The sequence below is a fragment of the Arcobacter pernae genome, assembly GCF_049472135.1.
Lineage (GTDB): Bacteria > Campylobacterota > Campylobacteria > Campylobacterales > Arcobacteraceae > Arcobacter_B.
This window is the reverse complement of sequence record NZ_JBMOVV010000003.1, coordinates 181066-206187: the sequence shown is the minus strand read 5'-3', so window position 1 is coordinate 206187 and position 25122 is coordinate 181066. Positions and strand designations below refer to the sequence as shown.

Genomic DNA, 25122 nt, shown 5'->3' with positions numbered 1-25122 from the left:
TAATTTCCTAAAATAAAATGAATAAAAGTATTGAAAATATTAGTGATGGAATTAAAAAACGAAGTAGTGCTGATAGTTTTGTAGGTGCTAATACAATCCACAAAGCAAAACATGCCCATACAAAGGTATTAAACATTAAAGGAACGATTATAGACTCACCAGGTTTTCCTGGTATTAGAAATATTAAAAGCGTCATTCCTAAATAAGCTGATATAAGACCTCCAAAAATTGAACATAAGCTTCTAAATAAACCTATTTTTTTTCCATTGTTTTCAGGAGTTGATAAATGTTTATATATATTTTGAAAAAACATGATTGTCCTTTTATGATTTTGATAATTGTAATTAATAAATAGTGAGTGTTGTCTTAATGAATCTTTGACATGACAAGAAGGTTTGATAAAAGTAGTAGATTTAAATTGGAAAATTTAAATCTACTAGAACAAATGAAAAATTTTTAGTACGTATATGAAATATAAAGATCATATACTTAGTAAAAATTTTATATTAGGACTTAGATTTTATAACCTAAATCCTTTGCTAGATTTGTAGCTCTTCTTTTTTCATATCTATTTTTTGAAGCTTTTTTTAGATATTTTGTTAATCTTGATTTATCATCTAACTCATAATAACTTAAGGCTAAAAGAGTATATCTTTTTCCATCAGCTTTAGATTTTTCTTTGAAAGTATGTCTTTCTAAAACATTTACAGCTTTTTTGAAAATATTTTGATTGTAATAAATGTTTCCAAGAATTAGTTGATATTTATCAGTTTTTGCATAAGGTGATTTTTCAAGCAAATCAATAGATTTTTCATAGTTTTTTGCATTTAAATATAGTGATATTAAAATATTAAAGTTTTTTTGATTACTTTTAACTATATTGTTGTTTAAGGCTTCTTCTAAATATTTTGCAGCTTTATTATAAATTCCATAATCACTTAAAATACTAACTAAATATAAAAGATTTTGTTCTTTGCTTATGATATTATTTTTATATGTAAACTCTAAAGTTGCTAGTGACTTTCTTTTTTGTTTAGTTTTTTCATATAAAGAAATAAGTTGCATCCAATAAGTTTCATTTTTTTCGTATCTTTTAGTCATATCTTTTAAAGTATCAATAGCTAAATTATAGTTTTTACTCTCCACATATGAAGAATAAAGCATTCTATACCAAGACTCTTTATTTTTATTTCCTTTTGTTAAAGCAAGAACTTTTTTAGTATAAGAAGTACTTTTTGAATATTGTTTATTATAGTAGTAAGCTAAAGCTATATTTTCGTAAATCTCTTTGTTTTTAACTATTTCTGAATTTAGTATTTCAAATGAGTATTTAAGACTTGAAGGGTAGTTTTCTAAGCTAAAATATATTTTTGATAGGGAATATTTTATTTTTAAAATATCATTTTTTTCTAAACTATTGTAAGTAACTATTTTTTCATAAGCTTTTGCAACTTCTTTATAATTGCTTTTTTTTAAATTCAAGTTTGCTAAGGCTTGAAGAGTATATGATTTTGTAAGATTATTTACGTCTTTTTTTAATAAACTTTTAATAGATAATTTTGCTTCTTTTAATTTGTTTTGTTCTATTAATTTATTTATATTTTCTAAATTTTTAAAATCATTTGCTTTTATAGTATCTTTTGCATTTAAAATTGATACTGTCATTAAAAATATTAAGATTATCTTTTTCATTTTTCCAACCTAAAATTAAATGTTATTGTTGCATTTCTATCAAACTCGTTTCTTTTAAACTTCCATTTTTTTATGGCATAAATTGAGTTTCTTTCAAATACACCTTTTGGACTTGATTCAAGTATTTCTACATCACTTACATTTCCTGCTTTATTTATAATAAATCCTAGCTTTACATATCCACTTTGTTTTCTTATTTTTGCTTGTCTAGGAAATCTTGGATTGACTTTTGAAATAGCAGTTAAACTATTTGCATCTACTAATCCTGCACTCATTTCAATTTTTGCACCACTTAAAGAAGAGATTGCTGAAATATCTACTTGTTTTGATTGAACTTTAAAAGGTTTTATTTTTATATTTTTATCAATTTGTGTATTTATTTTTGTTTCAATTTTTATTTTTTTTGGTGGCTTCTTTTCTGGTGGTTTTTTTGGTTTTACTCTCTCTTTTCTCTCAATTTTAGTCTCATCTTTATCTCTTAGATAAACTAAGTGTCTAGTTTCTGATTTCTCTTGAAGTTTAGAGTTTTTACTAGTAGTCATTAAGTGCATAGCAAAAAATATACTAACACTTATAACTATTGATAAAATAAGAGCTATAAATAGTCTCATTTTAGTTCTCTTTTAGTGTTGATATTGAGATGTTAAAAATACCAGCAAGTCTAATTTGATCCATAACTTGTACTAAAATTCCAGTTTTAGACTCACTATCTGATTGAATAACAATAGAGTTTTGTGTATTTGTAGCTTTTAATTTTTCTATATTTGCTCTAACTGATCTAATATCAACCATTCTTTTATCAATCCAGATTTCATTGTTATTTCTAATTGCAATTAGAATATTAGCAGCACTTTTTTGTTGAGTTGATGCAGCACTTGGTCTATTTACTTCGATACCTGCTTCTTTTACAAAAGATGTTGTAACAATAAAAAATATAAGCATAATAAAAACAACATCTAGCATAGGAGTTAAGTTTATTTCCGTCTCTTCTTTATGATGTTTTTGTGAAAATCTTCTCATTTATATAACCTTTGAAAGTTCAAGTTCTAATTTTTGTGTTTGATATTTAATTGATAGCTCTAATCTTTTTTCAAATAGTATTCCACTTAAGGCTACAACCATTCCTGCCATTGTTGGAATAGTAGCCATTGAAACACCATTTGCCATTGATTTAACATTACTTGTTCCCATTATTGCCATAACATCAAATACTTCAATCATTCCAGTTACAGTTCCCAATAAACCAACCAATGGACATACAATAATCAATGTTTTAATAAAATCAAGACCAGTTTTTAGTTTGAAGTTGGCTTCTTCAACTATTGCTCTTTTTATTTCATCTTTAAACCTATTTTCTTTATTTATATTTTTTGAATCTTCAAATAGTTTTTTTCTATATTTTTTATATTCAAAACTTATATAGATGTATCTTTCAATTAAAAGTGTCCATAAAAATAAAGCAATAGCAAACACAATATATAGGACAAAGCCTCCTTTATTAAAGAAGGCTAGTAAATCATCTAAATATAATTCAATCATCTTATTTCAACGTTTTTGCAAGTAGTCCAATACTTTGTTCTTCTAAAATAGATACTAATTCTTCAGCTTTTGAAGAGATATATGTATATGCAAAAAGAAGTGGTATTGCAGTGATTAAACCTAAAACAGTAGTAATTAAAGCAGTTGATATTCCTCCTGCCATTAGTTTTGGGTCACCTGTTCCAAATAAAGTAATAGCTTGGAAAGTTGCAATCATCCCTGTAACAGTTCCAAGTAGTCCTAAAAGAGGAGTTACCGCTGCTAGAAGTTTTACAAAGCTTTGACCTTTTTTGATTTTATTTGTTTCTTTTAAAATTGCTTCACCGATTTTAATTTCTAAATCATTTATTGAATCATTTAGATTTTTATAGAAAATATCTGCTATTTTTCCTAAAGAGTTATTATCTTTTGGCTTGTCTAAGTTTTTTATTTGTGATTTTATTTTGATTGAAGCAATATTTAAAACAATCATTTTATATAAAGCAAATAATAAACCAAGACCTCCAAGAGCAAGAATTATATATCCTACAACTCCACCTTGATTTACTCTATCTAAAATAGTAGGGTTATTTTCAAGCATCTCAAAAAGTGTTCCTCTTGTTGGGTCAATTGTAATATTTGAGATTGTACTACTCTTTTCAAACTCTTTAGCTTGTTTTAAAATAGAACTATCTGGTTGAATGGCTAGTTCTATCAAAGATTTCATATCACTTGAATAAGTCAAATATTTTCCTTGTGAAACTGCTGCAAAAAGACCAACTCTAGTAACATCTTTTATAGTCTTTTCTCCACTATTTAAAATAACTGAGGCTTCATACTTTGAGATATTCCCTGATTGAATAATCTCATCTAGCATTGCATGCCAAAAAGATTGTAATTCTTCTAAGTTAGGAAGTTTTTTAGAGTTTGAAAGTTTTATAAACTCTTCTTCTTTTAAAGGGTTTTGAGATGCTGTAAATGAGTTTTGATAGTTTGTTAAAAAGTCTGCTGATATTTGTCTTACACTTCCAAACATCTCACCTAAGTTTGCAGATTTGTTTTTAAGTTCAGTCTCTTTTTCTTCTAAAAGAAGTTCATTTTCATCAATCTTTGTTTTTAATTCTTGGCTTTTTTTCTCTATTGTATTTAATAGAGTTCTTTTTTCTTTTACTAGAATAGCTTGTCTATTCTTATCTTCAATAAACTCTTGTAATCTTTTTTGTTCTTCTTTTATTTCTTGTGATGAATCATCTTTGATATTTTGTAAAATATTATTTAAATCAAGTGAAAAAGCGCAGTTGAAAAGTAAAGTTAAAGTTAATATATATTTCATCATTATTTATCCTTTGTCACTAAAAAAGGTAAATTAAGAAAATCAACATTTTGTTGTTTTTTAGCTATTTTTATTGCTTTTCTAATATTTGATTTAGAGTTTGAATCCTCTATAATATCCCATGTTTTAGTGCTTTTATTGTAGTATCCATACTCTTTTAAGTCTAAGCTTTGATAGTATAAAGCAACTCTACCAAGTCTTAAAAAATTGTATGTTTTGTCATTTAGTTTTTCTTGATAGCTCTCAATTGTTTTTGCATAGTCATACTCAACTTTAAAAGCTTCTAATATAAGTCTATATTTCTCATGTGTTTGAATATCTGCTTTATCTAAAATACTCTCAAGTCTTTTAACTCTGTTTGTTCGCTCTTCTAGTAAAAATGGTGTATCTTTTTGAACAAGCATTTTAAGTGATTTAATCATATCAATCATTAAAGGAAAAATATTCTTTTGTGTTTGTTCAATATCAATAATTTGTTGATTTAAACTTTTTAGTTCTTCTTTTTGTGAGTCTATAATCTTAGATAGTTGATTATTATAAATAGTAGTACTTTTTATTGCACTTGTCGTGTATTTGTACTCATTTAATAACTCTTCTTTTATAGTTTCATTCTTGTCAATACTTTTTTGATAAGACTTTAGTTTGCTATTTGTATCTTCTAAAATACCAATAGATTTATCAATTGTATTTGCATATAACAGCATATTTAAACTTGATAAAAGTAGAATAGCTTTATATATTCTTTTCATTGTTATCCTTTTGTGTACAATCATTATTTTGTGATTATGCCTTTTTCAAATCACAATAAAATCACAAAAATGATTTTCAATATCATTTGTATTAAATTTTGAGAATCATAATCAAATTGAATTTATAATGACCTTAGCCAATACTTTACATGACAAGAAAAGCTTTTTTTTCTAAAAGCCTTCATATAGAAAAGTTTAGATATAATCTCAAAAATTTTATAGATGAAAGAATAAGATGATTGATATAAGATTACTACAAAAAGATTTTGATAATGTTGCTGCAGCACTTACTAGAAAAGGTGTAGATGCCCAAATACTTGATAACTTAAAAGCTATTTCAGAAGAAGCAAAGCTTAAAAGACAAGAGATGGAAAATGTTACTGCTGAGCAAAATAAACTTTCAAAAGAGTTTGGAAGATATAAAAAAGAAGGACTTGATATTGCTCCTCTTCAAGCAAATATCAATGAATTAAAAGCAAAAAAACAAACTATGGAAGATGAAGTTAGGGATTTAGAAGAAAAGTTAACTTCAATTGTTTTAGGTGTACCAAATTTACCAGATGAAAATGTTCCTGATGGAGCAAATGAAGATGAAAATGTTGTTTTAGAAGTTATCGGTGAAAAACCATCTTTTGATTTCGAACCAAAAGAGCACTGGGATTTAGATAATGGTTGGTTAGACTTTGAAAGAGGTGTAAAACTTGCAAAATCAAGATTCTCTGCAATTAGAGGTGAGGGTGCAAGATTAGAGAGAGCTTTAATCAACTACATGTTAGATTTCAACAGACAAAGAGGTTTTGAAGAGTGGTATGTTCCATTTATGGCAAATACAAATACACTTCAAGGAACAGGTCAATTACCAAAATTTGAAGATGATTTATTTAAAATTGAAGGTGAAGACTTATACTTAATTCCTACAGCAGAAGTATCACTTACAAATCTTTATAATGATGAAATTCTTCCAGCAGAAGAGTTACCACTTATGCTTACATCATACACACCTTGTTTTAGAAAAGAAGCAGGTAGTGCAGGTAGAGATACAAGAGGTCTTATTAGACAACACCAGTTTGATAAGGTTGAAATGGTAGCTATTACTAAAGCAGAAGAATCAGAAGAAGTATTCGAAAAAATGGTAGCTTGTGCGAGTGATTTATTAAGTTCACTAGGACTTGCTCATCAAAAAGTAATGTTATGTACTGGTGACCTTGGATTTAGTGCAGCTAAAACTATAGATTTAGAAGTTTGGTTACCAGGTCAAGGAAAATTTAGAGAAATTTCATCTATCTCAAATACAAGAGAATTCCAAGCAAGAAGAGCAAAAATCAGATATAAAGATGGAAAGAAAAATGTATTGGCTCATACATTAAATGGTTCAAGTTTAGCAGTAGGAAGAACACTATTAGCTATTATGGAAAACTATCAAAGAGAAGATGGAACAGTAGAAATTCCTGAAGTTCTTAAAAAGTATATGTAAGAAAAAGACTTAGGTCTTTTTCTTTATTTAGATTAATTTCTCTGGCTTCCCAAAGTAATAACCTTGCGAGTAAGTAATTCCCATTTCATTTAAAATATTATAAATATTTTCATTTTCTACAAACTCTGCTATTGTTTCAATATTCTGTTTTTTTGCAAATGTTACTATTGTTTCTACAACATTTCTACTATAAGGATCTGTTTCAATGTTTTTTATTAAACTTCCATCAATTTTTAAAATATCAGGTGTATACTCTAAAAGTCTTTCAAAGTTTGAGTAGCCACTTCCAAAGTCATCAATAGCAATTTTAACATCACCAAGTTTTTTAACTTTTGCAATAAAATCTTTTACACTCTCAAAATCTTTGATATTTTCATTTTCTAAAAGTTCAAAGATTACTCTACCTTTGTATTGTGGTTTTGATGTAAGTTCAACAAGTTTGTTTTTTATATCATCATTTTCCATATCTAAAACAGATAGGTTAATACTAACACTATTCGTAATATGGTCTAATACTTTAAAAGAACTCTCAATTACTCTGTTTGTAATCTTTGTATAATATGTTCCTTTTTTTGAAACATCTAAAAAGAAATAAGGAGAAATAGTTCTTCCTTCTTCATCAATTAATCTTACAAGTGATTCATATTTAACTACTTTTTTTGTTTTATTTTCAATTATTGGTTGGAAATATGAAACTATATTACAGTTATCTAAAGCTTTTTTTACCATGTGAATAGTTTGGATATTTTTTTGTGCTCTTTCATGTGCTTCTTCAACTAAATTATTCGCAAAAATCAAACTTTTATTATCTTCAATAGCTTTTTCAATACCATATTTTGCATTTTCATAAACATTCTTTTCTCCATTACAGTAGCTAACGGCAATAGATACATCATACTCAATGTTATCAAATTTAATTGTTGAGTTTTTTGTATTTTTAATTAGTGTTAAAAGTTCTAATTCAATATTGATTTTATTTTTTTCAATATTTTTCATACTATTACTTATTGCAAATAGTCCATCACCTAATTTAAAAATCTTTTCATATAAACTACAATCTTCAGGGAATAAACTTACGATTAAGTCTTCAAAGATTTCTTCTATCTTATATACTGTTGTTGCATCATAAAACTTATCTAATATATCAAAGTTTTCAATTTGAATTAATGCTAAAAAAGAGTTTTCATATGATTCTAAAGAGGCGATTAATTGCTTCTTCTCACTCATGATTTCTGTAACATCATTTCTTAGTGCCATATATTCTATAACTTCGTTGTTTTGGTCTAAAAGTGGTTTTATTGTAGATTTTACAAAATAGCTTTTCCCATCTTTTGTAAGATTTTTAATAATACCACTCCAAGGCTCTTTTTTGATTTTTATTGTGTGCCAAAGTTCTTTAAATAACTCTTTAGAATTATCAGGGTGTCTTACTACATTATGGCTTTTACCAAGAAGTTCTTCTTTTGAGTAACCTGATATTTCACAAAAGTTATCATTTACAAATGTGATTACACCAGAAGGGTCTGTTTTTGAGATAATAGAGCTTTTGTTTGTTATCTCTTGATATTGTTTTAATATCATTAGATTTCGTTCATGTTGTTTTTTAAGTGAAGTCTTTTCGATAGCTTTTTTTACTACATCAAAAAGTTGTTGTGCTTCAAAAGGTTTTAAAATAAAGTTATCAACATTTAATTTTATTGCATCTAACATAAATTTACTCTCTGAATGAGCAGATACTATAATCGTTGCAAGGTCTGGTTTTTTGTTTTTAAGTTGTTTTACTAATTCAATACCATTTATTTTTGGCATATTTATATCAGTAATAAGTAAATCAATATCATTATTTTTTTCAAATATTTCAAGAGCATCTTCTCCATCTTTAGCAACAAGGACATTTTCAAAAATGATATTTAGTAGATTTTCGACAGTATTTCTTGTTAAATGCTCATCTTCAGCGTATAATACTTTAATATTTTTTGCATTTTCAATGAGTGCATTTATCTCAGAATTTTTAAACATTTCAACTCTTTTTAATTATTATTAAAAGATTATATTATGATTATAATAAAAATATGTTAAATGTAAAAATAAAGAATAGTGTAAGATACCAAGCTTTATAAAAAGTTGTTGAAATATATAAAAGTAAAGCTTGGGAAATTTGATTAAACTGATTGTTTCGATGTGTTTATAAAAAAGAAGTTCCATCTTCGAAAAAAATTGTTACAGCTACGTAATTTTTAACTAAGGAGAGATAATTAAGATAAAACCTCTTGTTTTATGTGGAGTATTATATCATAAAAAAAATAAAAATGCTACTTTAATGCTACGAATATTAAAAAAATTTTAAAACTTGAAATTAATTTGTAACTTTTATGATAAAAATATGATATTTTTATCATAAAATAATTAATATTAGTATTTTTATATTGTTTTTCTATTTCTGTATGCAAATAAAATCACTACAAAAATAATAAAAAGTGTAACTGGAATAAAAGTAGGAATAGGTATTGGGTCTCCTGCTGCATAAGAGTGTTTTCCTGCTAAGTAATAATTTACACCAAAATATGTCATAATTATAGATGAGTAACTAAGTGTAGATAAAACTGCAAAATTGAATTCAGTCATTATATTTTTAATATATTTTAAATGAATAATTATTGCATAGATTATAATAGATATTAGTGTCCAAGTCTCTTTTGGATCCCAACCCCAATATCTTCCCCATGATTCATTCGCCCAAATACCACCTAGAAAGTTACCTATTACTAATAAAACTAAACCAATTAGTATTGACATTTCACTTATTCTATTTGATTCTTTGATACTAAGTAATATATTAAAAAAATTATCATCTTCTTTTTTAGGATTTGCCAAAATAAATAAACATAAACATATAAAACCAAGAAGAGCACTAAGTCCCAAAAATCCATAACTTGCAGTAATTACACTTACATGAATTGTTAACCAATAAGATTTTAAAACAGGAGTTAATGTTGTTATTTGTGGTTCCATCCATGATAAGTGAGCAACAAATAGTGTTACTCCACTTAGTATTGTAGTTGAGGCTAGGGCTAAATAAGAATGTTTTGAAAAGAATATTCCTGATAAAATAATTGCCCATGCAATATAAATCATTGATTCATAGCCATTTGACCAAGGGGCATGACCACTAATATACCATCTAAGAGCAAGTCCTATAGTATGAACTATAAAAGCAATAATTAATAATACTAATACAATTTTAGTGATTTTTTTTAGATTTACATTAGATTTAAAAATATTGATAAAAACTAAAATAAGCATAAAAACCCCAACTATTAAATAAAATGGAGTAAGTCTTTCAAAAATATTGTATTTATTAAAAAGTAACTCGGCTTTAATTTTAAAACTATTTGGCATGATACTTGAGGCATAACTCTTTTGATATTTTTTGATATTTTCTAAAGCCTCATCTACTTTTTCCCAATCAAGTTTATTTTGTGTAGCATCATTTAATGAAAAATAGTAGATCTCCATAAGTTCTTTAATTTTATTGGAGTCTTTTGCAATTAAAAGTTTAATAGCTTCATTAATATTTAACCATTTGTTATTGTAATCATCTTTTTTAGGAAATACTCTAAGAAAATCTCCTGTAAATAGTGTATAGGCTATATTTAATCTTTCATCTATTTTAATTAAATCTTTATCAAAATTAGTTCTTAAGATAGGTTTCTTTGTATTTGCTTCTTCTAATGCAATTTGAAGTTTATAGTTTCCTTGTTGGTTATAAATATCTGAAAAACTAATAGTGTTTCTATTTTCATCTATTCCAATTAGTTTTTTTAATTTTTTGTCTTTTATTTTTATAAATTTGATTTTTTGCCAAATCTCAGGATAAAGCATCATACTTAAAAAAAACTGGTTTGCATCTAGTGAATAAAGTTCATTTTTTCTACTGATTTTATTTATAATTTCAATAGCTAATGAGTTAATTGGTTTTATTCTTCCTTGATAATCTTGAACTAATAGACTTCCAAAGTTTTTTGCATGTTCCTTGTTTATATTCAAAACCTCAGGATTATTTTTTAGTAGTTGCTCATTTGCAAAACTTTGATTTGGTGTATTAATAGCTATTAATACAATAAAAAATGAATAAATTACTTTCTTAGAATAGTAAGTTTTCTTAATATCTTCTAATGTATATTTTTTTCTTGCAAGTTTACTAAATCGACTTTTTTTCATAAATAGACTCAATATTAACCCTGTAAATAATAAAAAATATCCTATATATGTAGGTGTTTTTCCCGGGTCTTTATTTACTGATAATATAGTAGCTGATTCATCTTGTTTGTATGATGACTGAAAAAATCTATATCCTTTATAGTCTAAAACATTATTCATAAAAATTGTATATTCAAAACTATTTTTATCAACTTTATCATAGATTTTTAAATCACTTTCATATGTTGAAGGAGAGTTTGAACCAGGATATCTAGTAAGTCTAAAATCATTTAAGAGAATTGAGAAAGGCAATTCTAACTCTTTTGCACCCCATGATAAAGAAAGGTTTTTATCATCTAATGTGATAATTCTCTGATAACCTTTTGTTGCTCCACCTTTTCCAAATAATGAAACCTCTCTTGTATGATTTTTATATGTCAGATTTAAAACAACAGCATTTAGTCGTTTTTCTTTTGGTAGATTATTACTTGTGCTAACTGTTTTTAATACACCTTTGCTTGTAGCCTCATTTATCATAAATTGTGTTTGGCCAATTCTATAAATTTTTTCTAATAATAAAGTGGTAGAAGTATCAGCTTCAATAGTTTTAAATTTCTTTAAATCTTTTGTATAAACATTGCTTTTAATATTTGATTTTATGTAAAGCTGGTTGTTTTTTGTTTCAAAGTAAATAGTAGGCTTTGATGATTTAATCTCTTTATTTAATGAAAAGGTTAAAAAATCAGTTTCTATACTATTTTGGTCTTCTAAATCAATACTTCTTGTACCCTTTGGTGTTGTAAGAAGTATATTAATTAAACTTTTTCCATCTTCTGATGGTACAATTTTTTCTACAGCATTTTCTACAAATCTATTAAATTCTACAGTTAGTTCTTCATTATTTATTTTAGTGTTAAAATTAACTGAACTTTGTGATAAAGGAGTCATTAAAACTTTTTTTTCAAAAATGATCTTTTCATTGTTTTTTATTTGTATATATTCATCATTTGATAGCATCTTATTTTGTAAACTTCCCTCAGGAATAGTCATATAAGCTTCATATCCTAAATATCTAGTAAGACCTGCACCTAATAAAATGAATATAAAAGAAATATGTATAAAAAAAACAAAGAATTTATCTTTTTTATACATTTTGAACCAAATAATATTAAAAACAACTCCTATAGTTAATAAGAACATTATGGTTTCAAACCATCTTTGTCCATATACAAAAGATTTAGCACCTAATGGTCCAAAATCATTTTCTACAAAGGTCGCCATTGCACATGATACAGCCATAAAAAATAGTAGAATTATCATTGATTGCATACTAAATAATGATTTGAATATTTTTTTCATAGAAGTTCCGTTCTGTATTTTATGAGATAGTTTTAGATTTTTATAGAAGAAAAAAGGAGTTATGACTCCTTTTTTACTTTCTAGTTGTATGAAGTTTTATCTTCTATACCTTTTGTAGATTCAGGGTTATATAAGCCTTTTTCTTGAGCCTCTTTTTTCCATTCTTGCATTAAACCATTTTGGAATTTTTTCTTATCTTCTACTAGTTTATCAAATGGCAATCCAATAATCTCATGAGCTTGTTTTTTTGTTTTTATAACTGGTGCTACATAATCACTTGCACCATATTTAGCAAGTATTTTAGCTAATTTTATTCTTGCATTTCCTGCTTTCTCTAAAGCTGTACCTAATATTTTTAATGTCTCTTCTGGTGCATGGAAGAAAGCAGGGTGTGAAGCAACTGCATAGTCCCATCTCCATTGAGCATGTCTAATATCTTTTAAAACTGGCGCCATTTCTTCTTTTGTTGCTCCTACTTCCCAAGCTTTTCCAGCTTCTAAGTGAGCATTTGCAATAGCAGTCATAGCTTTTTTATGTAAATCATCTTTTCTCTCTCTTTTTTTATTTATATTATCTAAAAGAGATTTCTCACTTGTTCTATGACAATTCATACAAGATTTGTCCATATTTTCAAGAGGATTACCAATTTTGTGGTCAGTATATTTAATACCACCTTCTTGCGTATATGGCATATGACAATCTGCACAAGATACATTGTTTCTTCCATGTGCACCTGTTTTCCACATTTCCCAACCTGGGTGTTGAGCTTTTAACATTGGAGTTTTTGATATTTTATGAGTCCAGTCTTTGAATTCTAAATTATCATAGTATTTTTCCATTGCTTCAACAGTTGTTCCTTCTCCCCATGGTAAAGTAACTACTGCTGCTTTTTTACCATCAGCTAGTGGTGTTTTTTTGAAATAGTATTCAACATGACATTGTGCACAAACCATTGATCTCATATCTTGTTGTGTAGCATCTTCTAGAGATTTCTCTCCAGCAGCTTTAAGTCCTTCATTTAAGTATTCTCTATTTACTTGAAGTTCCATTGTTTTTGGATTGTGACAGTCAACACATCCAATAGGATTTATAATATCAGAACCATATTTAGCCCATTTTCCTGTATAATACTCCATATCACCTTCTTTATCCATAATTCTTGGTACATCAGGTGATTTACATGTCCAACATGCTGTTGGCATAGGTCCTGTTTTATCATCTTCAGGAGCCCCTGTTCTTAGAGTATTTCTATTATCTTCAACTGCATAGAAGTGACCTCTTGGTGCATTGTAATCTTTTGCAAAACCATATCCTGCCCATAAAACAACTAGTTCAGGATATTTTTTTAGCATATCTTCTATTTCATCAGAGTGTTTTGTTTCTTTCCAAGAATCAAATTGTCTTGGATAATGTTTTCTAAACTCTTCATTTTTTGTTTCCCATCTGTCTATTTTAGGTACTTGCTCTATTTGTGCTTGTTCTACTTTTTTTTCATTAATTGAAGCTATTAACGCAGACATTAAACCAATTGCTATTATACTTATAACAAGTAGTATTTTGTATTTTTTCATAATGAACCTCTATTTCATATGCTGTTTAATTCCAAGATTATAAGGTGTTGAAATTAAACTTCTAACTTTTCCATGTGGCACATACTTGTGACACTCCCAACATTTCCTACCATTTTCAAGACTTCCATCTTCTGCATTGTGATATTTGTCAGCATTCATTTTAAGTGTTGCATTTTCACTTGCATGACATCTAACACAGTTTGCTTGAACACGACTTGCCCCATCTTCACCTATTTGAATATTATTCTTATAAGTGTTTAATGTGAATGCAACTGAATGATTCCACCCATCTATTGCTTTAGCTTGATATTTAGCTACAGCATCCCCTACAGGCAGGTGACAATCAATACACTTTGCCACATTTTTATGTGAACTTTTTTCCCATGTTGCATACGCAGAATTCATTGTATGACAATTGATACAGGCTTTAGGATCACTTGATAAATATGACAGCATGTTTGATGCATAAACCGTGTACATAAAAAGAGAAGATGCTATAAGAAGGCTCAAAATTGCTCCATAAACAACAATTTTTTTGTTCTTTTCCATCATAAATCCTTTAAGTCACTTTGACATTATAAAACTTATTTTCCTTAATTGTATTGACCTAGGTCAAGAAAATGAATAATATTTATATTAAATATAAATTTATCTTATATCTAATATAAAGTAAATATTGCTTTTATAAATACTTATTCATTATATAAAGCCTATTTAAAGGCAGTTTGACTATTTTAACGATAGTTTTTGATAATATGTTTATCAGTATAAATGCTTATTAAAAGAAAAAGTAAAATATTATTAACTTTTTATTATTTGTAATTAATTTGTAACTTTAAAAAAATAAATAATATCTTTTTGGAATTTTTTGAGAGGAAATAAAAGTTATTTTTTAATAACATTTTTATTTGATATATACTTTACTATCTTTTAATACTCCATTTACTTTGACTTTAAAATATCCATTTTTTAAAGAATAGTGTTTAAATGTAAGTTCTTCTGCAATCTTTATTTTATTTTTATTAAATATACTAATTGATTTTTCAAAGTGTCCTTTAGAGTTTCCGATTTCAACTTCAACATTAACTTTTTGATATTTTGAAAAGAGTATCACTTTTGAGTAGCAAATGCCATTATAATCATTTTTACTTTTTCTTGTGTGCTGTATATTTTCACCATTTCCTTTTTTATCAAAAATACCAATGGCATAAGCTTTTATTTCTGCTGCTTCTATAAAATTTAAATTAATTAGTAATGTTAAAAGTAGTATTCTATTCATAATAGTATTTTATAATATTATTGTGAATAGAATGTAAAGTAGTTATTGAAGTACAAAAGTTTTAATCAAACCACTTAAGTTCTTCTCTTAGGTTAACAACTTCTCCTACTATAATAATAGCTGGACTTACTGCATTTTTTGACTTTTCAATTATATTGTCTAATGTTCCTGTGATAGTTTTTTGATTTTTTGTAGTACCATTACTAATTATCGCACATGGATAGTCTTTGTTTTTACCAACTTCTAATAATTTATTTACAATAAGTTCTATATTATGTAATCCCATTAAAAATACTATAGTTTCATCTTCAATAAAACTTTTCCAATTAATCTCTGCAATATTGTCACTGCTTTTTCTATGTCCTGTTACAACTCTAAAAGATGGTGTTATACCTCTATGTGTAATAGGTATTCCAGCATAAGCAGGAACAGATATGGCAGAAGTAACTCCTGGTATAATTTCAAAATTAATATTTCTTTTTTTTAGGTATAAAGCTTCTTCTCCACCCCTACCAAATACAAATGGATCTCCACCTTTTAATCTTACTACATTTTCATATTTTAAAGCACATTGATAAATAATTTCATTTATTTCATCTTGAGGGACTCTATGATTTCCTTTTTCTTTTCCCACAAAAATAAGTTCTACATTTTTTTTTGCTTCTTTTAGTATTTCGCTATTAGCTAATCTATCATATATAATTACATCAGCATTTTGAACAACTTTTAATGCTTTTACAGTCATAAGCTCTATATCACCTGGACCAGCTCCAGTTAAATATACGTTTGCCATTTATTACCTTGATTTATTTTTGTTAAGTATACTAAAATATACCTTATAAAATTATAGTATATTAAAATACTAGGGATTAAATTCATTTAAAATATAATGACTTTTATTTAAATTCCAACACCCTTAAATGTTGATATTAGCTCTTTTTCATTTATAATTTTCACTTTACCTGCTTCTATTTCAATAGTTTTATTTCTAGCTAATCTTTTTAGAACTCTTGATAATGTTTCAGGTTGAATATGTAGCATAAAAGATACTTCTTGTCTTTTTAATTTATTAAATATCTCAATATTTTGATTTAACATAAATGCAACTTTTGCAGTTGCATCAAATACTAATTCTCTATTTACTATACATTGAAGTTGATGAGTTTTTTTTAGAAGAATTTCCATTAGTTCCATAGTTAAAATATTTTTTGATAAAAACTGTTCTTGAAACTTTTTAAAATCAATTGATAGTATTATTGATTCTTCAACAAACTCAGCATTTGAAAAACAATAGATTTCCTCATTTTTTAATGATGTGAGTTCAGAAATTATGGAATTTTCATAAATGTGATATAGAAAAACTTCATTGCCAAATTTATCAATTTTATAAATTTTGATTAATCCTGATACTAAAAAAAGCAGATTGTTTGAGGTATCGCTTTCATAGTATAAGATAGAGTTTTTATGGTAGTTTATTATATTTGAAATAGAAGCAATTTTAAGTAATTGTTCTTTGGATAAACTATTAAAAAAACTTATTTTAGAGATTGTTTTATGAATTGGCAAAATAAACCTTTTGATTTGTCATTTTTAAGCAATTGTATATTATCCTACAAAAGAAATAAATTAAATGAAATATTTATAAGGTAAAAAATGAGTTTTAAGAAATATATAAAAGCAGTTGGAACAGGTCCAAAAGGAAATAGAGAGCTTTTAGAAGAAGAGATTATTGATGCAATTAAATTGATTTTAAATAAAGAAGTAACAGATGCTCAAATTGGTGCATTCTTGATTGCATGGAGAACAAAGTTTGAAACAATTACAGAACTTAAAGGAACGGTAAAAGCTTTAAAATCTTTTATGCATACAAAAAAAATAGATGATTCTTTAGAACTTGGTTATTCTTTTGATGGAAGAGTAAAAAATCCTTTTTTATTTCCATTATATGAAAATATTCTAAAAGAGTTTTTTGAAAAAAATAGTGATATTAGAAGACTGAATTTAGTTATTTCAGGAGATTTAGTGCAACCTGCTAAAAATGGATTAACTACAAAAGATGTTTTTGATAGGATGGGAAAATGTGAATATTTACATTTTTTTGATAGAAAAGAGTATTTAACAAAGTTAAGTGATTTAACACCATTAAGACATGAACTTGGTTTAAGAACAGCATTTAACACAGTTGAAAAACTTCTAAATCCAGGTTTAAGTCAGTTTGGTGTTACAACTGCTTTTCATAAACCATATGTTCAAAAGTATTTAGAGATTTTTGAAGAAGATTTTGAAGAAGTTATTGTCGTTAAAGCTAGTGAGGGAAGCCCTGAAGTATTTAAAGATGGTAAATATTGGAGAAAAGTTGACGAAAATATTGTAGAAACTTCATTTTCTTTAAAAGATTATGGTATTACTTATGATAAAGAGTTTGAAAATATTAGTTTAGACGAAGCTTTAGAGATTGTAAACAATCCAAGTGAAGAGATTATTAAACTAGCTAAATTTAATATTGCATTATATTTAGTGTTTACAAATAGAGTCAATTCATTAGATGAAGCTTGGAAAAGGTTAAATTAATTTTACCTTTTAAGGAAAATTATATTATCCTTAATGAATAGAAATTTTAGGATTAGAGATGTTAATTGACGGACATGGAAGAAAAGTAGATTATTTAAGAGTATCAGTTACTGAAAGATGTAATTTTAGATGTCAATACTGTATGCCTGAAAAACCATTTTCATGGGTACCAAAAGAGAATCTACTTTCATATGAAGACTTATTCAAATTTATAAAAGTTGCAATTGACGAGGGAGTAAAGAAAGTTAGAATTACAGGAGGAGAACCTCTTTTAAGAGAAGGCTTAGATCAATTTATAAAAATGGTTTATGATTATAAAAATGATATTGATTTAGCTTTAACAACAAATGGCTTTTTACTTCCAAAAGCAGCACAAAAATTAAAAGATGCAGGTCTTAAAAGAATTAATGTTTCATTAGATTCATTAAAACCTGACGTAGCAGCTAAAGTAGCTCAAAAAAATGTATTAGAAACTGTACTTGAAGGTATTCAAGCAGCTGATGATGCAGGATTAAAAATAAAAATAAATTGTGTTCCTATTAAAGGAATAAATGATAATGATATTTTAGAAGTTTTAGAGTTTTGTAAACATAGAGGATATACTGTAAGATTTATTGAGTTTATGGAAAATCATCATGCAAAAGATGGAGCAAAAGGTTTAAACTCTGATGAAATAAAAGAAAGAATATCTCAAAAATATAAAAACTTTGAAACAATACCAAGAGATACAAGCTCTCCTGCTCAATACTACAAGCTTGAGGATGGTTATGAGTTTGGAATAATCGAACCACACAAAGATGATTTCTGTTCTGCATGTAATAGAATTAGATTAACAGCAGAAGGTTATCTTATCCCTTGTTTATATTTTGAAGATGCAATGAGTATAAAAGATGCAGTAAGGTCAAATAGAATTGATGAAGCAACTGCAATATTAAAAAAAGTATTAGCAAATAAACCAGAAAAAAATAAATGGTCTGTTAAAGATGATAATGAAGTTTCATCTAGAGCTTTTTATCAAACAGGTGGTTAAATCTTAGAAGAGTCTTTTAGGCTCTCCTAAAAAATATCCTTGGGAATAGTCAATTCCTAACTCTTTAATCTTTTGTAAAACTTCATCATTCCCTACGAATTCTGCAACTGTTTTAATTTTTTGTTTTTTAGCAAATACAATTATTGACTCAACAACATGTTGACTATATTCATCGGTTAAAATATTTTTAATCAATGAGCCATCAATCTTTAAAATATCAGGATGAAACTGTAATAACCTTTCATAATTTGAGTATCCACTACCAAAGTCATCAATAGCAATAGTAACTCCAGCTTCAAGTTTACTTTTTAGAATAAACTCTTTTACAAGTTCAAAATCTTTCACTTCTTCATCTTCTAAAAGTTCAAAAGTAACTCTTCCTTTATTCTCAGCTTTACTAATTAGTTTCCATAAAAGTTCTCTTAACTTACTATTTTCAATATCAAGTGAAGATAGATTTATCGTGATGTCTTTGTCTGTGTGATTTAAAGCATTAAAAGAGTTTTGAATTACTAGTTCTGTAATATCTGAATAGTAACCAGTCTTTTTAGCAACGTCTAAAAATTGGAAAGGCGATAGAATATTCCCTCTTTTATCAATTAATCTAATTAGTGATTCATATTTTTCTATTTCATTTGTTTGATTGTTTATAATTGGTTGGAAGTATGAAATAAAACTTCCTTCTTTTGCTAAAGCATCTTTGATTAAGCCAATATTTTTTAACTTATTTCGTGCTTCAATTTGTGCTCTTCTATGAAAGTTCTTTGCATCTAAAATAGGAATTTTGTATTTTAAAGCATGTTGAATAGCTAAATATGCATCATCTAAAAGATGATTTCCTTCTTTTGCATAACTAATACAAATATCAACATCATAGCTTGTTTCCATAAAGGAAATACCTATTTCTTTAAACTTTTCAATTACTTGTTTTAGAGTATATTGAATTTTTGAGTCAGTTAATTCTTCATTTTTTAAGAAAGCAAAAAGTCCATTATTGAGATTATAAACTTTTTTTAGATTAAAATCACTTGGAAAATAGTTTAAAATAACTTGTTCAAATTCAAATTCAAAAGTATGCATTAAAGTTTCTGAATAGAACTCTTTAAAAAGTTCATAGTTAGCAATTTGTAAAAAGATTAAAGTAGGTTTTTCTAAATATGACAAATCAGCAATTAACTGCTTTTTAGGATTCATAACATCAGTAATATCATGTCTTATACCAATAATCTCTTTTATATTTCCATCAATATCAATAATAGGAGATATAGTTGCATCAACATAATATGAGGTACCATCTCTTCTTAGGTTTTTGATAATACCTTTAAAAGTTTTATGTGCTTTTACTTGTTTCCAAACTTCTTCATAGACTTTTTTTGGTACATCTGGATGTCTTACAATATTATGTGGTTTTCCTATTAAATACTCTTGCGAGTAGCCACTGATTTCACAGAACTTTGCATTTGCTTCTGTGATTACACCTCTAGGGTCAGTTTTACTTATAATATCACTTTCATTTAAAACTCTTTTATACTCATTTAGCTCTTTTGCTTGTTCTGCTATGGTTTCAATATACTCTGCTTGTGAGATATGTAAATCAGTTTTAAGTAGTATCTCTTCAGTTAAAAAAGGTTTTTTAATAAAATCAATAGCTCCATTTTTTATTACATAAGCATATTTTTGTCTATCTTCACTACTTGAAAGAATTATAATTGGTATAGTTTTAAACCTTTCATCTTTTTTTAGAATTTCAAGTAACTGTGTCCCTGAAACTTTTGGCATTTCTAAATCAAGAAAAATAAGGTTTATTCTACTATTTGTTTTTAAAAAATCAATAGCTTCAAGACCATTATTTACAGTAGATACTTTGTAGTTTTTTGTTTGTAAAATTGTTTTTATTGTTCTTCTTACAAAAGAAGAATCATCAACAATTAAAATTTCTCTTTCTTTATTTTTTGATAGGCTAATAATTAAATCATGTAGGTCTTTTACAAGAGTTTTTAAAGGTGTCTCTTTTGAAAAATAATCAATCACTCCATGTTCAAAAAGATAGTTTCTTCTTTGAATATCATTGCTTCCTGTAAGAACTATGATTTTTGCATCAAGTTGCTTTGAAGATAAGTCAATTATTAGTTCATCCCCTTCACCATCAGGTAGAACTAAATCTAGTAGTATATAATCAATATCACTATTGTTTTGTATTATTTTATGGGCTTCTTCTAAAGTAAAGGCTTGAAGGATTTCAAAATCTTTTTTTCTTAGTAGGGCAAGTAATGTATTACTATATGTTTTTGAATCTTCAATAATCAAAATCTTTGTCATAAAATAAAAAGCCTTTAAAAATAATGTATAAAAATTAATCAATATTATATCATAAAAAATTAAAATTATTAAAATATAACTTAATTATATAGATAAAATAACATCATTAAAATAAGCCTATAAAGAAGAAATATAGATAAACTTAGATATAATCACGATTATATAGTATGAGCCAACATAGGGTTTTATAGATACAAAAGAGGGAAGTGAATGACTAAAGATTTTAACTATTCTAATTTGAAATTAGGAATTATTGGTGGTGGACAACTTGGTAAAATCATGGCAGTTAAAGCAAAAAAGATGGGGTTTCATGTAACAATTCTTGATCCAACATTAGATTGTCCAGCTGCACAAGTTTCTGATAAGCAAATAGTAGGTGGTTTTTTTGATAAAGAGAAATTAGAGCAAATTGTAAAAGAGTGTGATGTAACTACATTTGAGTTAGAACACGTTGATACTACAGTTCTTAAAAAACTTTATGATGAGGATAACAATATCCATCCATCTCCTTACTTAATTGAATTAATTCAAGATAAATTCAAACAAAAAGAGTTTTTAGATAAAAGAGGAATTCCTGTTCCAAAATATAAAAATGTTGAGACACCAGCTGATTTAGAGAGCTTTGGATTACCAATTATTCAAAAAGCAAGAAAAGGTGGATATGATGGTAAAGGTGTCACTTTATTAAAAGATAAAGAAGATTTAGCAAATGCATTACCAGGTGAGACTTTTATTGAAGAGTTAGTTGATATCAAAAAAGAGTTAGCTGTTATGGTTTCAAGAAATATTGAAGGTGAAATAGCTTGTTATCCAGTAGTTGAAATGCTATTTGATGATAGAGTTAATATCTGTGATATCGTAATTGCTCCTGCAAAGATTGATTCTAAAATTGAAGAAGCAGCAAGACAAATGTCTATTGATTCTATCAAAGCTTTAGATGGTGTTGGTATATTTGGGGTTGAATTATTTTTAACTAATAATGATGAACTTTTAGTAAATGAAATCGCTCCAAGACCTCATAACTCAGGACACTACACAGTAGAAGCATGTGCAACTTCACAATTTGAGCAAATTATTAGAGCTGTAACAAATCTTCCTTTAGGTTCAACAAAATTAATTTCACCAGCTGCTATGGTAAATTTACTTGGAGAAGAAGGATATGTTGGTGAGCCAGTAATTGAAGGTATTCATGATGCATTAGAAATTGATGGATTATCTTTCCACTTCTACTCTAAAAAAGAGACTAAACCATTTAGAAAAATGGGACACATAACTGTTTTAGATGATTGTGTAGATGGTGCATTAGAAAAAGTAGAAAAAGCTAAAGAAATTTTAAAAATTAAAGGGAGCAAAAAAGTATGAGTAAGAAGCCATTAGTTGGAATTATTATGGGAAGTGACTCTGATTTACCTGTAATGCAAGATGCAGCAAAAATGTTAGAGTTTTTTGGAATTGAGTATGAGTTAACAATTGTTTCAGCACACAGAACACCTGAAAAACTTTTTGAGTATTCAAAAAAAGCTGAAAAAAGAGGTTTAAGAGTTATTATTGCAGGTGCTGGGGGTGCAGCACATTTACCAGGTATGGTTGCTTCTTTAACAGCTTTACCAGTAATTGGAGTTCCTGTTAAGACTTCTTCATTAAGTGGTTTAGATTCATTATTATCAATTGTTCAAATGCCAGGTGGAGTTCCAGTTTCAACTGTTGCAATTAACAATTCTAAAAATGCAGGAATATTAGCAGCTCAAACAATTGGTGTAAAATCAAAAGAAGTAAGAAATAAAATCTCTGCATATAAAAAACAAATGAGAAATGAAGTTGAAACAAAAGCTGTTAAACTTGAAGATATTAAATATGAAAAATATTTAAAAGAAATGGGAAAATAAGTAGAAATTAAACCAACTTTAATTTAACTTAAGTATAATTCGCGACCACTTATTGTAAGTGAGAAAATAAATATACCTATTAGGAGGTCATGATGGCTTTAGATCAGGACGTAAAAGCAAGTATTATAGCAAAACATGCAAAAAAAGACGGAGATACAGGTTCAGCGCAAGTACAAATTGCAATTTTAACAGAGCAAATTAAAGTATTAACTGAGCACTTAAAAATTAACAAAAAAGATCACTCTTCAAGATTAGGTCTTTTAAAAATGGTTGGAAAAAGAAAAAGATTATTAAAATACTTAAAAGCTAAATCTTACACTGAATTTACTGAATTAGTAGCAGAATTAGGAATTAGAGCTAAGTAATTAGTCTATTTGATAAATTAAAAAAAGGTTTACAAGTTTTCTTGTAAACCTTTTTTTTTGCCTTTATTAAACAAAACAAATACTAATTATCATTTTTAACACTTCATAATAACTTATCTTAACCATACTTCTTGTAAAATACAAATAATAAAAAATATCGGGATAAAAATGTTATTAACAAAAAAGAGTGAATATGCATTACTTTCATTGATTTCTATAGCAAAAAGCGAGAATCCAAAGAACGTAGATGTATTATCAAAAGAACTAGACATTTCAAAATCATTTTTAGCAAAAATTATGCAAAATCTAGCGAAACATGAGATAGTTATATCTCATAGAGGTGTAAACGGTGGGTTTGCACTAAATAAATCGTGGGATGAAATTACAATATTAGAGATTACTACAGCAGCAGAAGAAAAAATACCATCAGTTTTTGAGTGTGCACCATCAATTGATAGTTGCCCTAGTCAAAAGGGTATGCTATGTACTATTTGGCCACTTTTAAACAATCTACAATCTAAAATCAATGGCTTTTTAGAAGAATTAACTTTAAAAGATATTGCTTCATGAAACTATTTCATATTTCTCATAATGACCTAGATGGTTATGGTTGTCACTTAATTACAAAAGAGTACTTCAAAGAAGGCTTTTTTTATAATGCAAATTATGGTTTAGAAGTAAAACTTTGTATAAAAAAAGTTTTAGAACAAATACAAGAGTATAAAGATGAAGAGATTCTATTTTTAATTAGTGATTTAAATCTTACTTTTCAAGAATCAAAAGATTTAGATAAAGATGTATCGAACTTAATTAAAGATGGATTTAATATAAAACTTCAACTTTTAGATCACCATGCTACAGGTCAAAAAAGTGCTGATAAATTTCATTGGTACTACTTAGATACTACTAGATGTGCTACAAAAATAGTATATGATTATATGTTTGAAGAGTATGAAGGTTTTGTATGTGATACAAGTGCATGGATGAAACCTTTAGTAGATGCAATTAATGCAATTGATATTTGGTTAGAAGACGAATACAAAAACTTTGAATTTGGAAAAGTTTTAATGTCAATGGTTACAAAAGCAAGAGAGATAAATAATGTTCTTTTTGCTGATTTAAATAGAGATTATAGAATCTTTTTATTAAAAAAAGCTATTGATTTTATAAATGAAAAAGATGGAAATATTAAACTTGATAATCAAGTACACTCTTTCAAAAAAGAGTTTTTAATGCTTGATAAAAAAGATGACACTTTAGATAATCTAAGTGCAAAATATTTAGTAAAAACATTAGCTGATGTAAAAGAGAATTTGACAGTAACATACCAAGGTCATAAAGGTTTATTATCTTACTGTTTAGGTTCAATCTCTATTCCTGCAAATGCATTTTTAAAAGCAAATCCTGATTATGATTTCTTTATTGATATTGGAAGAAAAGGAAATGCTTCTTTTAGAGCTGATGGAAAAGTAGATGTTTCAATAATGGCTCAAAAACTTGCAAATGGTGGAGGACATGTAAATGCCTCTGGTGCAAAGTTTGAAGACTTTAAAGAGACTATTCATTATGAAGAAGTGAAGAACTTTATTCAACAAAGACTAGATAAGATCTAGTCTTTACTTATATAACTATTTTCTTTTTTTATATCATCATTTAAATCTTTTTTATTTAAACTTTGAAATATATTTATTATTAGAATTATAAAGAAGAAATATACAAACCCTTTTTTCATAGCTGTAATCATTTATTTTTCCTTGATATTTCTCAATGACAACT

General features: G+C 26.9%; 24 protein-coding genes. 8 read left to right on the top strand and 16 right to left on the bottom strand.

The features are described from left to right. Nucleotides 1–7 precede the first annotated feature (7 nt). The 7 genes from ACH5BF_RS05110 to ACH5BF_RS05080 all read right to left on the bottom strand — a co-directional run bounded on the left by ACH5BF_RS05110 (nt 8) and on the right by ACH5BF_RS05080 (nt 5292). Nucleotides 8–313 (bottom strand): hypothetical protein, encoded by a 306-nt coding sequence (locus ACH5BF_RS05110; RefSeq protein ID WP_423273127.1) that lies wholly within the window; start codon nt 311–313, stop codon nt 8–10. Nucleotides 314–513: 200 nt separating this feature from the next. Beyond that, on the bottom strand, nt 514–1692 hold the full coding sequence (locus ACH5BF_RS05105) for a tetratricopeptide repeat protein (protein ID WP_423273126.1): 1179 nt from the start codon (nt 1690–1692) through the stop codon (nt 514–516). Beyond that, the gene (locus ACH5BF_RS05100) at nt 1689–2303 is read right to left on the bottom strand and encodes an energy transducer TonB (protein ID WP_423273125.1); all 615 of its coding nucleotides are present in this window, start codon (nt 2301–2303) and stop codon (nt 1689–1691) included. Before ACH5BF_RS05100 ends, ACH5BF_RS05105 begins: the two co-directional genes overlap by 4 nt. Before the next feature lies 1 nt (nt 2304). Further along, entirely contained in the window at nt 2305–2712 is a 408-nt protein-coding gene (locus ACH5BF_RS05095; protein ID WP_423273124.1) for an ExbD/TolR family protein, read from the bottom strand. Then, nucleotides 2713–3231, bottom strand: a complete 519-nt coding sequence (locus tag ACH5BF_RS05090) for a MotA/TolQ/ExbB proton channel family protein (protein WP_423273123.1) — start codon at nt 3229–3231, stop codon at nt 2713–2715. A gap of 1 nt (nt 3232) precedes the next feature. Then, nucleotides 3233–4546 (bottom strand): MotA/TolQ/ExbB proton channel family protein, encoded by a 1314-nt coding sequence (locus tag ACH5BF_RS05085; RefSeq protein ID WP_423273122.1) that lies wholly within the window; start codon nt 4544–4546, stop codon nt 3233–3235. Continuing rightward, nucleotides 4546–5292: a DUF3450 domain-containing protein gene (locus ACH5BF_RS05080; protein ID WP_423273121.1), complete on the bottom strand. Its 747-nt coding sequence runs from the start codon at nt 5290–5292 to the stop codon at nt 4546–4548. Before ACH5BF_RS05080 ends, ACH5BF_RS05085 begins: the two co-directional genes overlap by 1 nt. A 235-nt stretch (nt 5293–5527) precedes the next feature. Between ACH5BF_RS05080 and serS the strand changes: the two genes are divergently transcribed. Next, nucleotides 5528–6766 carry a serine--tRNA ligase gene (gene serS, locus ACH5BF_RS05075; protein ID WP_423273120.1) on the top strand — a complete coding sequence of 413 codons (1239 nt, stop codon included), beginning with the start codon at nt 5528–5530 and terminating at the stop codon, nt 6764–6766. Nucleotides 6767–6793: 27 nt separating this feature from the next. Here serS and ACH5BF_RS05070 read toward each other — a convergent pair whose 3' ends face one another. From ACH5BF_RS05070 to ACH5BF_RS05040, 7 genes are all read right to left on the bottom strand, one after another. Next, entirely contained in the window at nt 6794–8785 is a 1992-nt protein-coding gene (locus ACH5BF_RS05070) for an EAL domain-containing protein (RefSeq protein ID WP_423273119.1), read from the bottom strand. Nucleotides 8786–9187: 402 nt separating this feature from the next. Continuing rightward, complete coding sequence (locus ACH5BF_RS05065) at nt 9188–12325, bottom strand: cytochrome c biogenesis protein (RefSeq protein WP_423273118.1); 3138 nt, start codon at nt 12323–12325, stop codon at nt 9188–9190. A gap of 80 nt (nt 12326–12405) precedes the next feature. After that, the gene (gene nrfA / locus ACH5BF_RS05060) at nt 12406–13896 is read right to left on the bottom strand and encodes an ammonia-forming cytochrome c nitrite reductase (protein WP_423273117.1); all 1491 of its coding nucleotides are present in this window, start codon (nt 13894–13896) and stop codon (nt 12406–12408) included. A 9-nt stretch (nt 13897–13905) separates the two neighbouring features. Further along, the gene (gene nrfH, locus ACH5BF_RS05055; RefSeq protein WP_423273116.1) at nt 13906–14445 is read right to left on the bottom strand and encodes a cytochrome c nitrite reductase small subunit; all 540 of its coding nucleotides are present in this window, start codon (nt 14443–14445) and stop codon (nt 13906–13908) included. A 355-nt stretch (nt 14446–14800) separates the two neighbouring features. Next, complete coding sequence (locus ACH5BF_RS05050) at nt 14801–15175, bottom strand: hypothetical protein (RefSeq protein ID WP_423273115.1); 375 nt, start codon at nt 15173–15175, stop codon at nt 14801–14803. Nucleotides 15176–15236: 61 nt separating this feature from the next. Further along, nucleotides 15237–15968, bottom strand: coding sequence for a uroporphyrinogen-III C-methyltransferase (cobA, locus tag ACH5BF_RS05045; RefSeq protein ID WP_423273114.1), 732 nt, complete (start codon nt 15966–15968; stop codon nt 15237–15239). 107 nt (nt 15969–16075) lie between these two features. Then, a complete protein-coding gene (locus ACH5BF_RS05040; RefSeq protein WP_423273113.1) occupies nt 16076–16741 on the bottom strand; it encodes a Crp/Fnr family transcriptional regulator in 666 nt (221 codons plus the stop codon). A gap of 87 nt (nt 16742–16828) precedes the next feature. On the opposite strand from ACH5BF_RS05040, the gene ACH5BF_RS05035 reads away from it, so the two are divergent. Then, nucleotides 16829–17746, top strand: a complete 918-nt coding sequence (locus ACH5BF_RS05035; RefSeq protein WP_423273112.1) for a glycosyl transferase — start codon at nt 16829–16831, stop codon at nt 17744–17746. Nucleotides 17747–17804: 58 nt separating this feature from the next. Beyond that, the gene (gene moaA / locus ACH5BF_RS05030; protein ID WP_423273111.1) at nt 17805–18776 is read left to right on the top strand and encodes a GTP 3',8-cyclase MoaA; all 972 of its coding nucleotides are present in this window, start codon (nt 17805–17807) and stop codon (nt 18774–18776) included. 3 nt (nt 18777–18779) lie between these two features. Here the strand turns inward: moaA and ACH5BF_RS05025 are convergent, their stop codons facing one another. Next, nucleotides 18780–21095: an EAL domain-containing protein gene (locus tag ACH5BF_RS05025; RefSeq protein WP_423273110.1), complete on the bottom strand. Its 2316-nt coding sequence runs from the start codon at nt 21093–21095 to the stop codon at nt 18780–18782. A 210-nt stretch (nt 21096–21305) separates the two neighbouring features. Here ACH5BF_RS05025 and ACH5BF_RS05020 point away from each other — a divergent pair, with 210 nt between their 5' ends. The 5 genes from ACH5BF_RS05020 to ACH5BF_RS05000 all read left to right on the top strand — a co-directional run bounded on the left by ACH5BF_RS05020 (nt 21306) and on the right by ACH5BF_RS05000 (nt 24959). Further along, the gene (locus tag ACH5BF_RS05020; RefSeq protein WP_423273109.1) at nt 21306–22457 is read left to right on the top strand and encodes a 5-(carboxyamino)imidazole ribonucleotide synthase; all 1152 of its coding nucleotides are present in this window, start codon (nt 21306–21308) and stop codon (nt 22455–22457) included. Beyond that, entirely contained in the window at nt 22454–22981 is a 528-nt protein-coding gene (purE, locus tag ACH5BF_RS05015) for a 5-(carboxyamino)imidazole ribonucleotide mutase (protein ID WP_423273108.1), read from the top strand. Before ACH5BF_RS05020 ends, purE begins: the two co-directional genes overlap by 4 nt. A 92-nt stretch (nt 22982–23073) precedes the next feature. Further along, the gene (gene rpsO / locus ACH5BF_RS05010) at nt 23074–23346 is read left to right on the top strand and encodes a 30S ribosomal protein S15 (protein WP_423273107.1); all 273 of its coding nucleotides are present in this window, start codon (nt 23074–23076) and stop codon (nt 23344–23346) included. Nucleotides 23347–23514: 168 nt separating this feature from the next. Then, on the top strand, nt 23515–23916 hold the full coding sequence (locus ACH5BF_RS05005; RefSeq protein ID WP_423273106.1) for an Rrf2 family transcriptional regulator: 402 nt from the start codon (nt 23515–23517) through the stop codon (nt 23914–23916). Beyond that, complete coding sequence (locus ACH5BF_RS05000) at nt 23913–24959, top strand: DHH family phosphoesterase (protein WP_423273105.1); 1047 nt, start codon at nt 23913–23915, stop codon at nt 24957–24959. Before ACH5BF_RS05005 ends, ACH5BF_RS05000 begins: the two co-directional genes overlap by 4 nt. On the opposite strand, the gene ACH5BF_RS04995 is transcribed toward ACH5BF_RS05000, so the two are convergent. Continuing rightward, entirely contained in the window at nt 24956–25090 is a 135-nt protein-coding gene (locus tag ACH5BF_RS04995; RefSeq protein ID WP_423273104.1) for a hypothetical protein, read from the bottom strand. The genes ACH5BF_RS05000 and ACH5BF_RS04995 overlap by 4 nt on opposite strands. Nucleotides 25091–25122: the final 32 nt, after the last annotated feature.

Bases quoted from the DNA above. Each gene is read 5' to 3' on its own strand.
- ACH5BF_RS05110 (WP_423273127.1), bottom strand. From the start codon at position 313: ATGTTTTTTCAAAATATATATAAACATTTATCAACTCCTGAAAACAAT.
- ACH5BF_RS05105 (WP_423273126.1), bottom strand. From the start codon at position 1,692: ATGAAAAAGATAATCTTAATATTTTTAATGACAGTATCAATTTTAAAT.
- ACH5BF_RS05100 (WP_423273125.1), bottom strand. From the start codon at position 2,303: ATGAGACTATTTATAGCTCTTATTTTATCAATAGTTATAAGTGTTAGT.
- ACH5BF_RS05095 (WP_423273124.1), bottom strand. From the start codon at position 2,712: ATGAGAAGATTTTCACAAAAACATCATAAAGAAGAGACGGAAATAAAC.
- ACH5BF_RS05090 (WP_423273123.1), bottom strand. From the start codon at position 3,231: ATGATTGAATTATATTTAGATGATTTACTAGCCTTCTTTAATAAAGGA.
- ACH5BF_RS05085 (WP_423273122.1), bottom strand. From the start codon at position 4,546: ATGATGAAATATATATTAACTTTAACTTTACTTTTCAACTGCGCTTTT.
- ACH5BF_RS05080 (WP_423273121.1), bottom strand. From the start codon at position 5,292: ATGAAAAGAATATATAAAGCTATTCTACTTTTATCAAGTTTAAATATG.
- serS (WP_423273120.1), top strand. From the start codon at position 5,528: ATGATTGATATAAGATTACTACAAAAAGATTTTGATAATGTTGCTGCA.
- ACH5BF_RS05070 (WP_423273119.1), bottom strand. From the start codon at position 8,785: ATGTTTAAAAATTCTGAGATAAATGCACTCATTGAAAATGCAAAAAAT.
- ACH5BF_RS05065 (WP_423273118.1), bottom strand. From the start codon at position 12,325: ATGAAAAAAATATTCAAATCATTATTTAGTATGCAATCAATGATAATT.
- nrfA (WP_423273117.1), bottom strand. From the start codon at position 13,896: ATGAAAAAATACAAAATACTACTTGTTATAAGTATAATAGCAATTGGT.
- nrfH (WP_423273116.1), bottom strand. From the start codon at position 14,445: ATGGAAAAGAACAAAAAAATTGTTGTTTATGGAGCAATTTTGAGCCTT.
- ACH5BF_RS05050 (WP_423273115.1), bottom strand. From the start codon at position 15,175: ATGAATAGAATACTACTTTTAACATTACTAATTAATTTAAATTTTATA.
- cobA (WP_423273114.1), bottom strand. From the start codon at position 15,968: ATGGCAAACGTATATTTAACTGGAGCTGGTCCAGGTGATATAGAGCTT.
- ACH5BF_RS05035 (WP_423273112.1), top strand. From the start codon at position 16,829: ATGAGTTTTAAGAAATATATAAAAGCAGTTGGAACAGGTCCAAAAGGA.
- moaA (WP_423273111.1), top strand. From the start codon at position 17,805: ATGTTAATTGACGGACATGGAAGAAAAGTAGATTATTTAAGAGTATCA.
- ACH5BF_RS05025 (WP_423273110.1), bottom strand. From the start codon at position 21,095: ATGACAAAGATTTTGATTATTGAAGATTCAAAAACATATAGTAATACA.
- ACH5BF_RS05020 (WP_423273109.1), top strand. From the start codon at position 21,306: ATGACTAAAGATTTTAACTATTCTAATTTGAAATTAGGAATTATTGGT.
- purE (WP_423273108.1), top strand. From the start codon at position 22,454: ATGAGTAAGAAGCCATTAGTTGGAATTATTATGGGAAGTGACTCTGAT.
- rpsO (WP_423273107.1), top strand. From the start codon at position 23,074: ATGGCTTTAGATCAGGACGTAAAAGCAAGTATTATAGCAAAACATGCA.
- ACH5BF_RS05005 (WP_423273106.1), top strand. From the start codon at position 23,515: ATGTTATTAACAAAAAAGAGTGAATATGCATTACTTTCATTGATTTCT.
- ACH5BF_RS05000 (WP_423273105.1), top strand. From the start codon at position 23,913: ATGAAACTATTTCATATTTCTCATAATGACCTAGATGGTTATGGTTGT.
- ACH5BF_RS04995 (WP_423273104.1), bottom strand. From the start codon at position 25,090: ATGATTACAGCTATGAAAAAAGGGTTTGTATATTTCTTCTTTATAATT.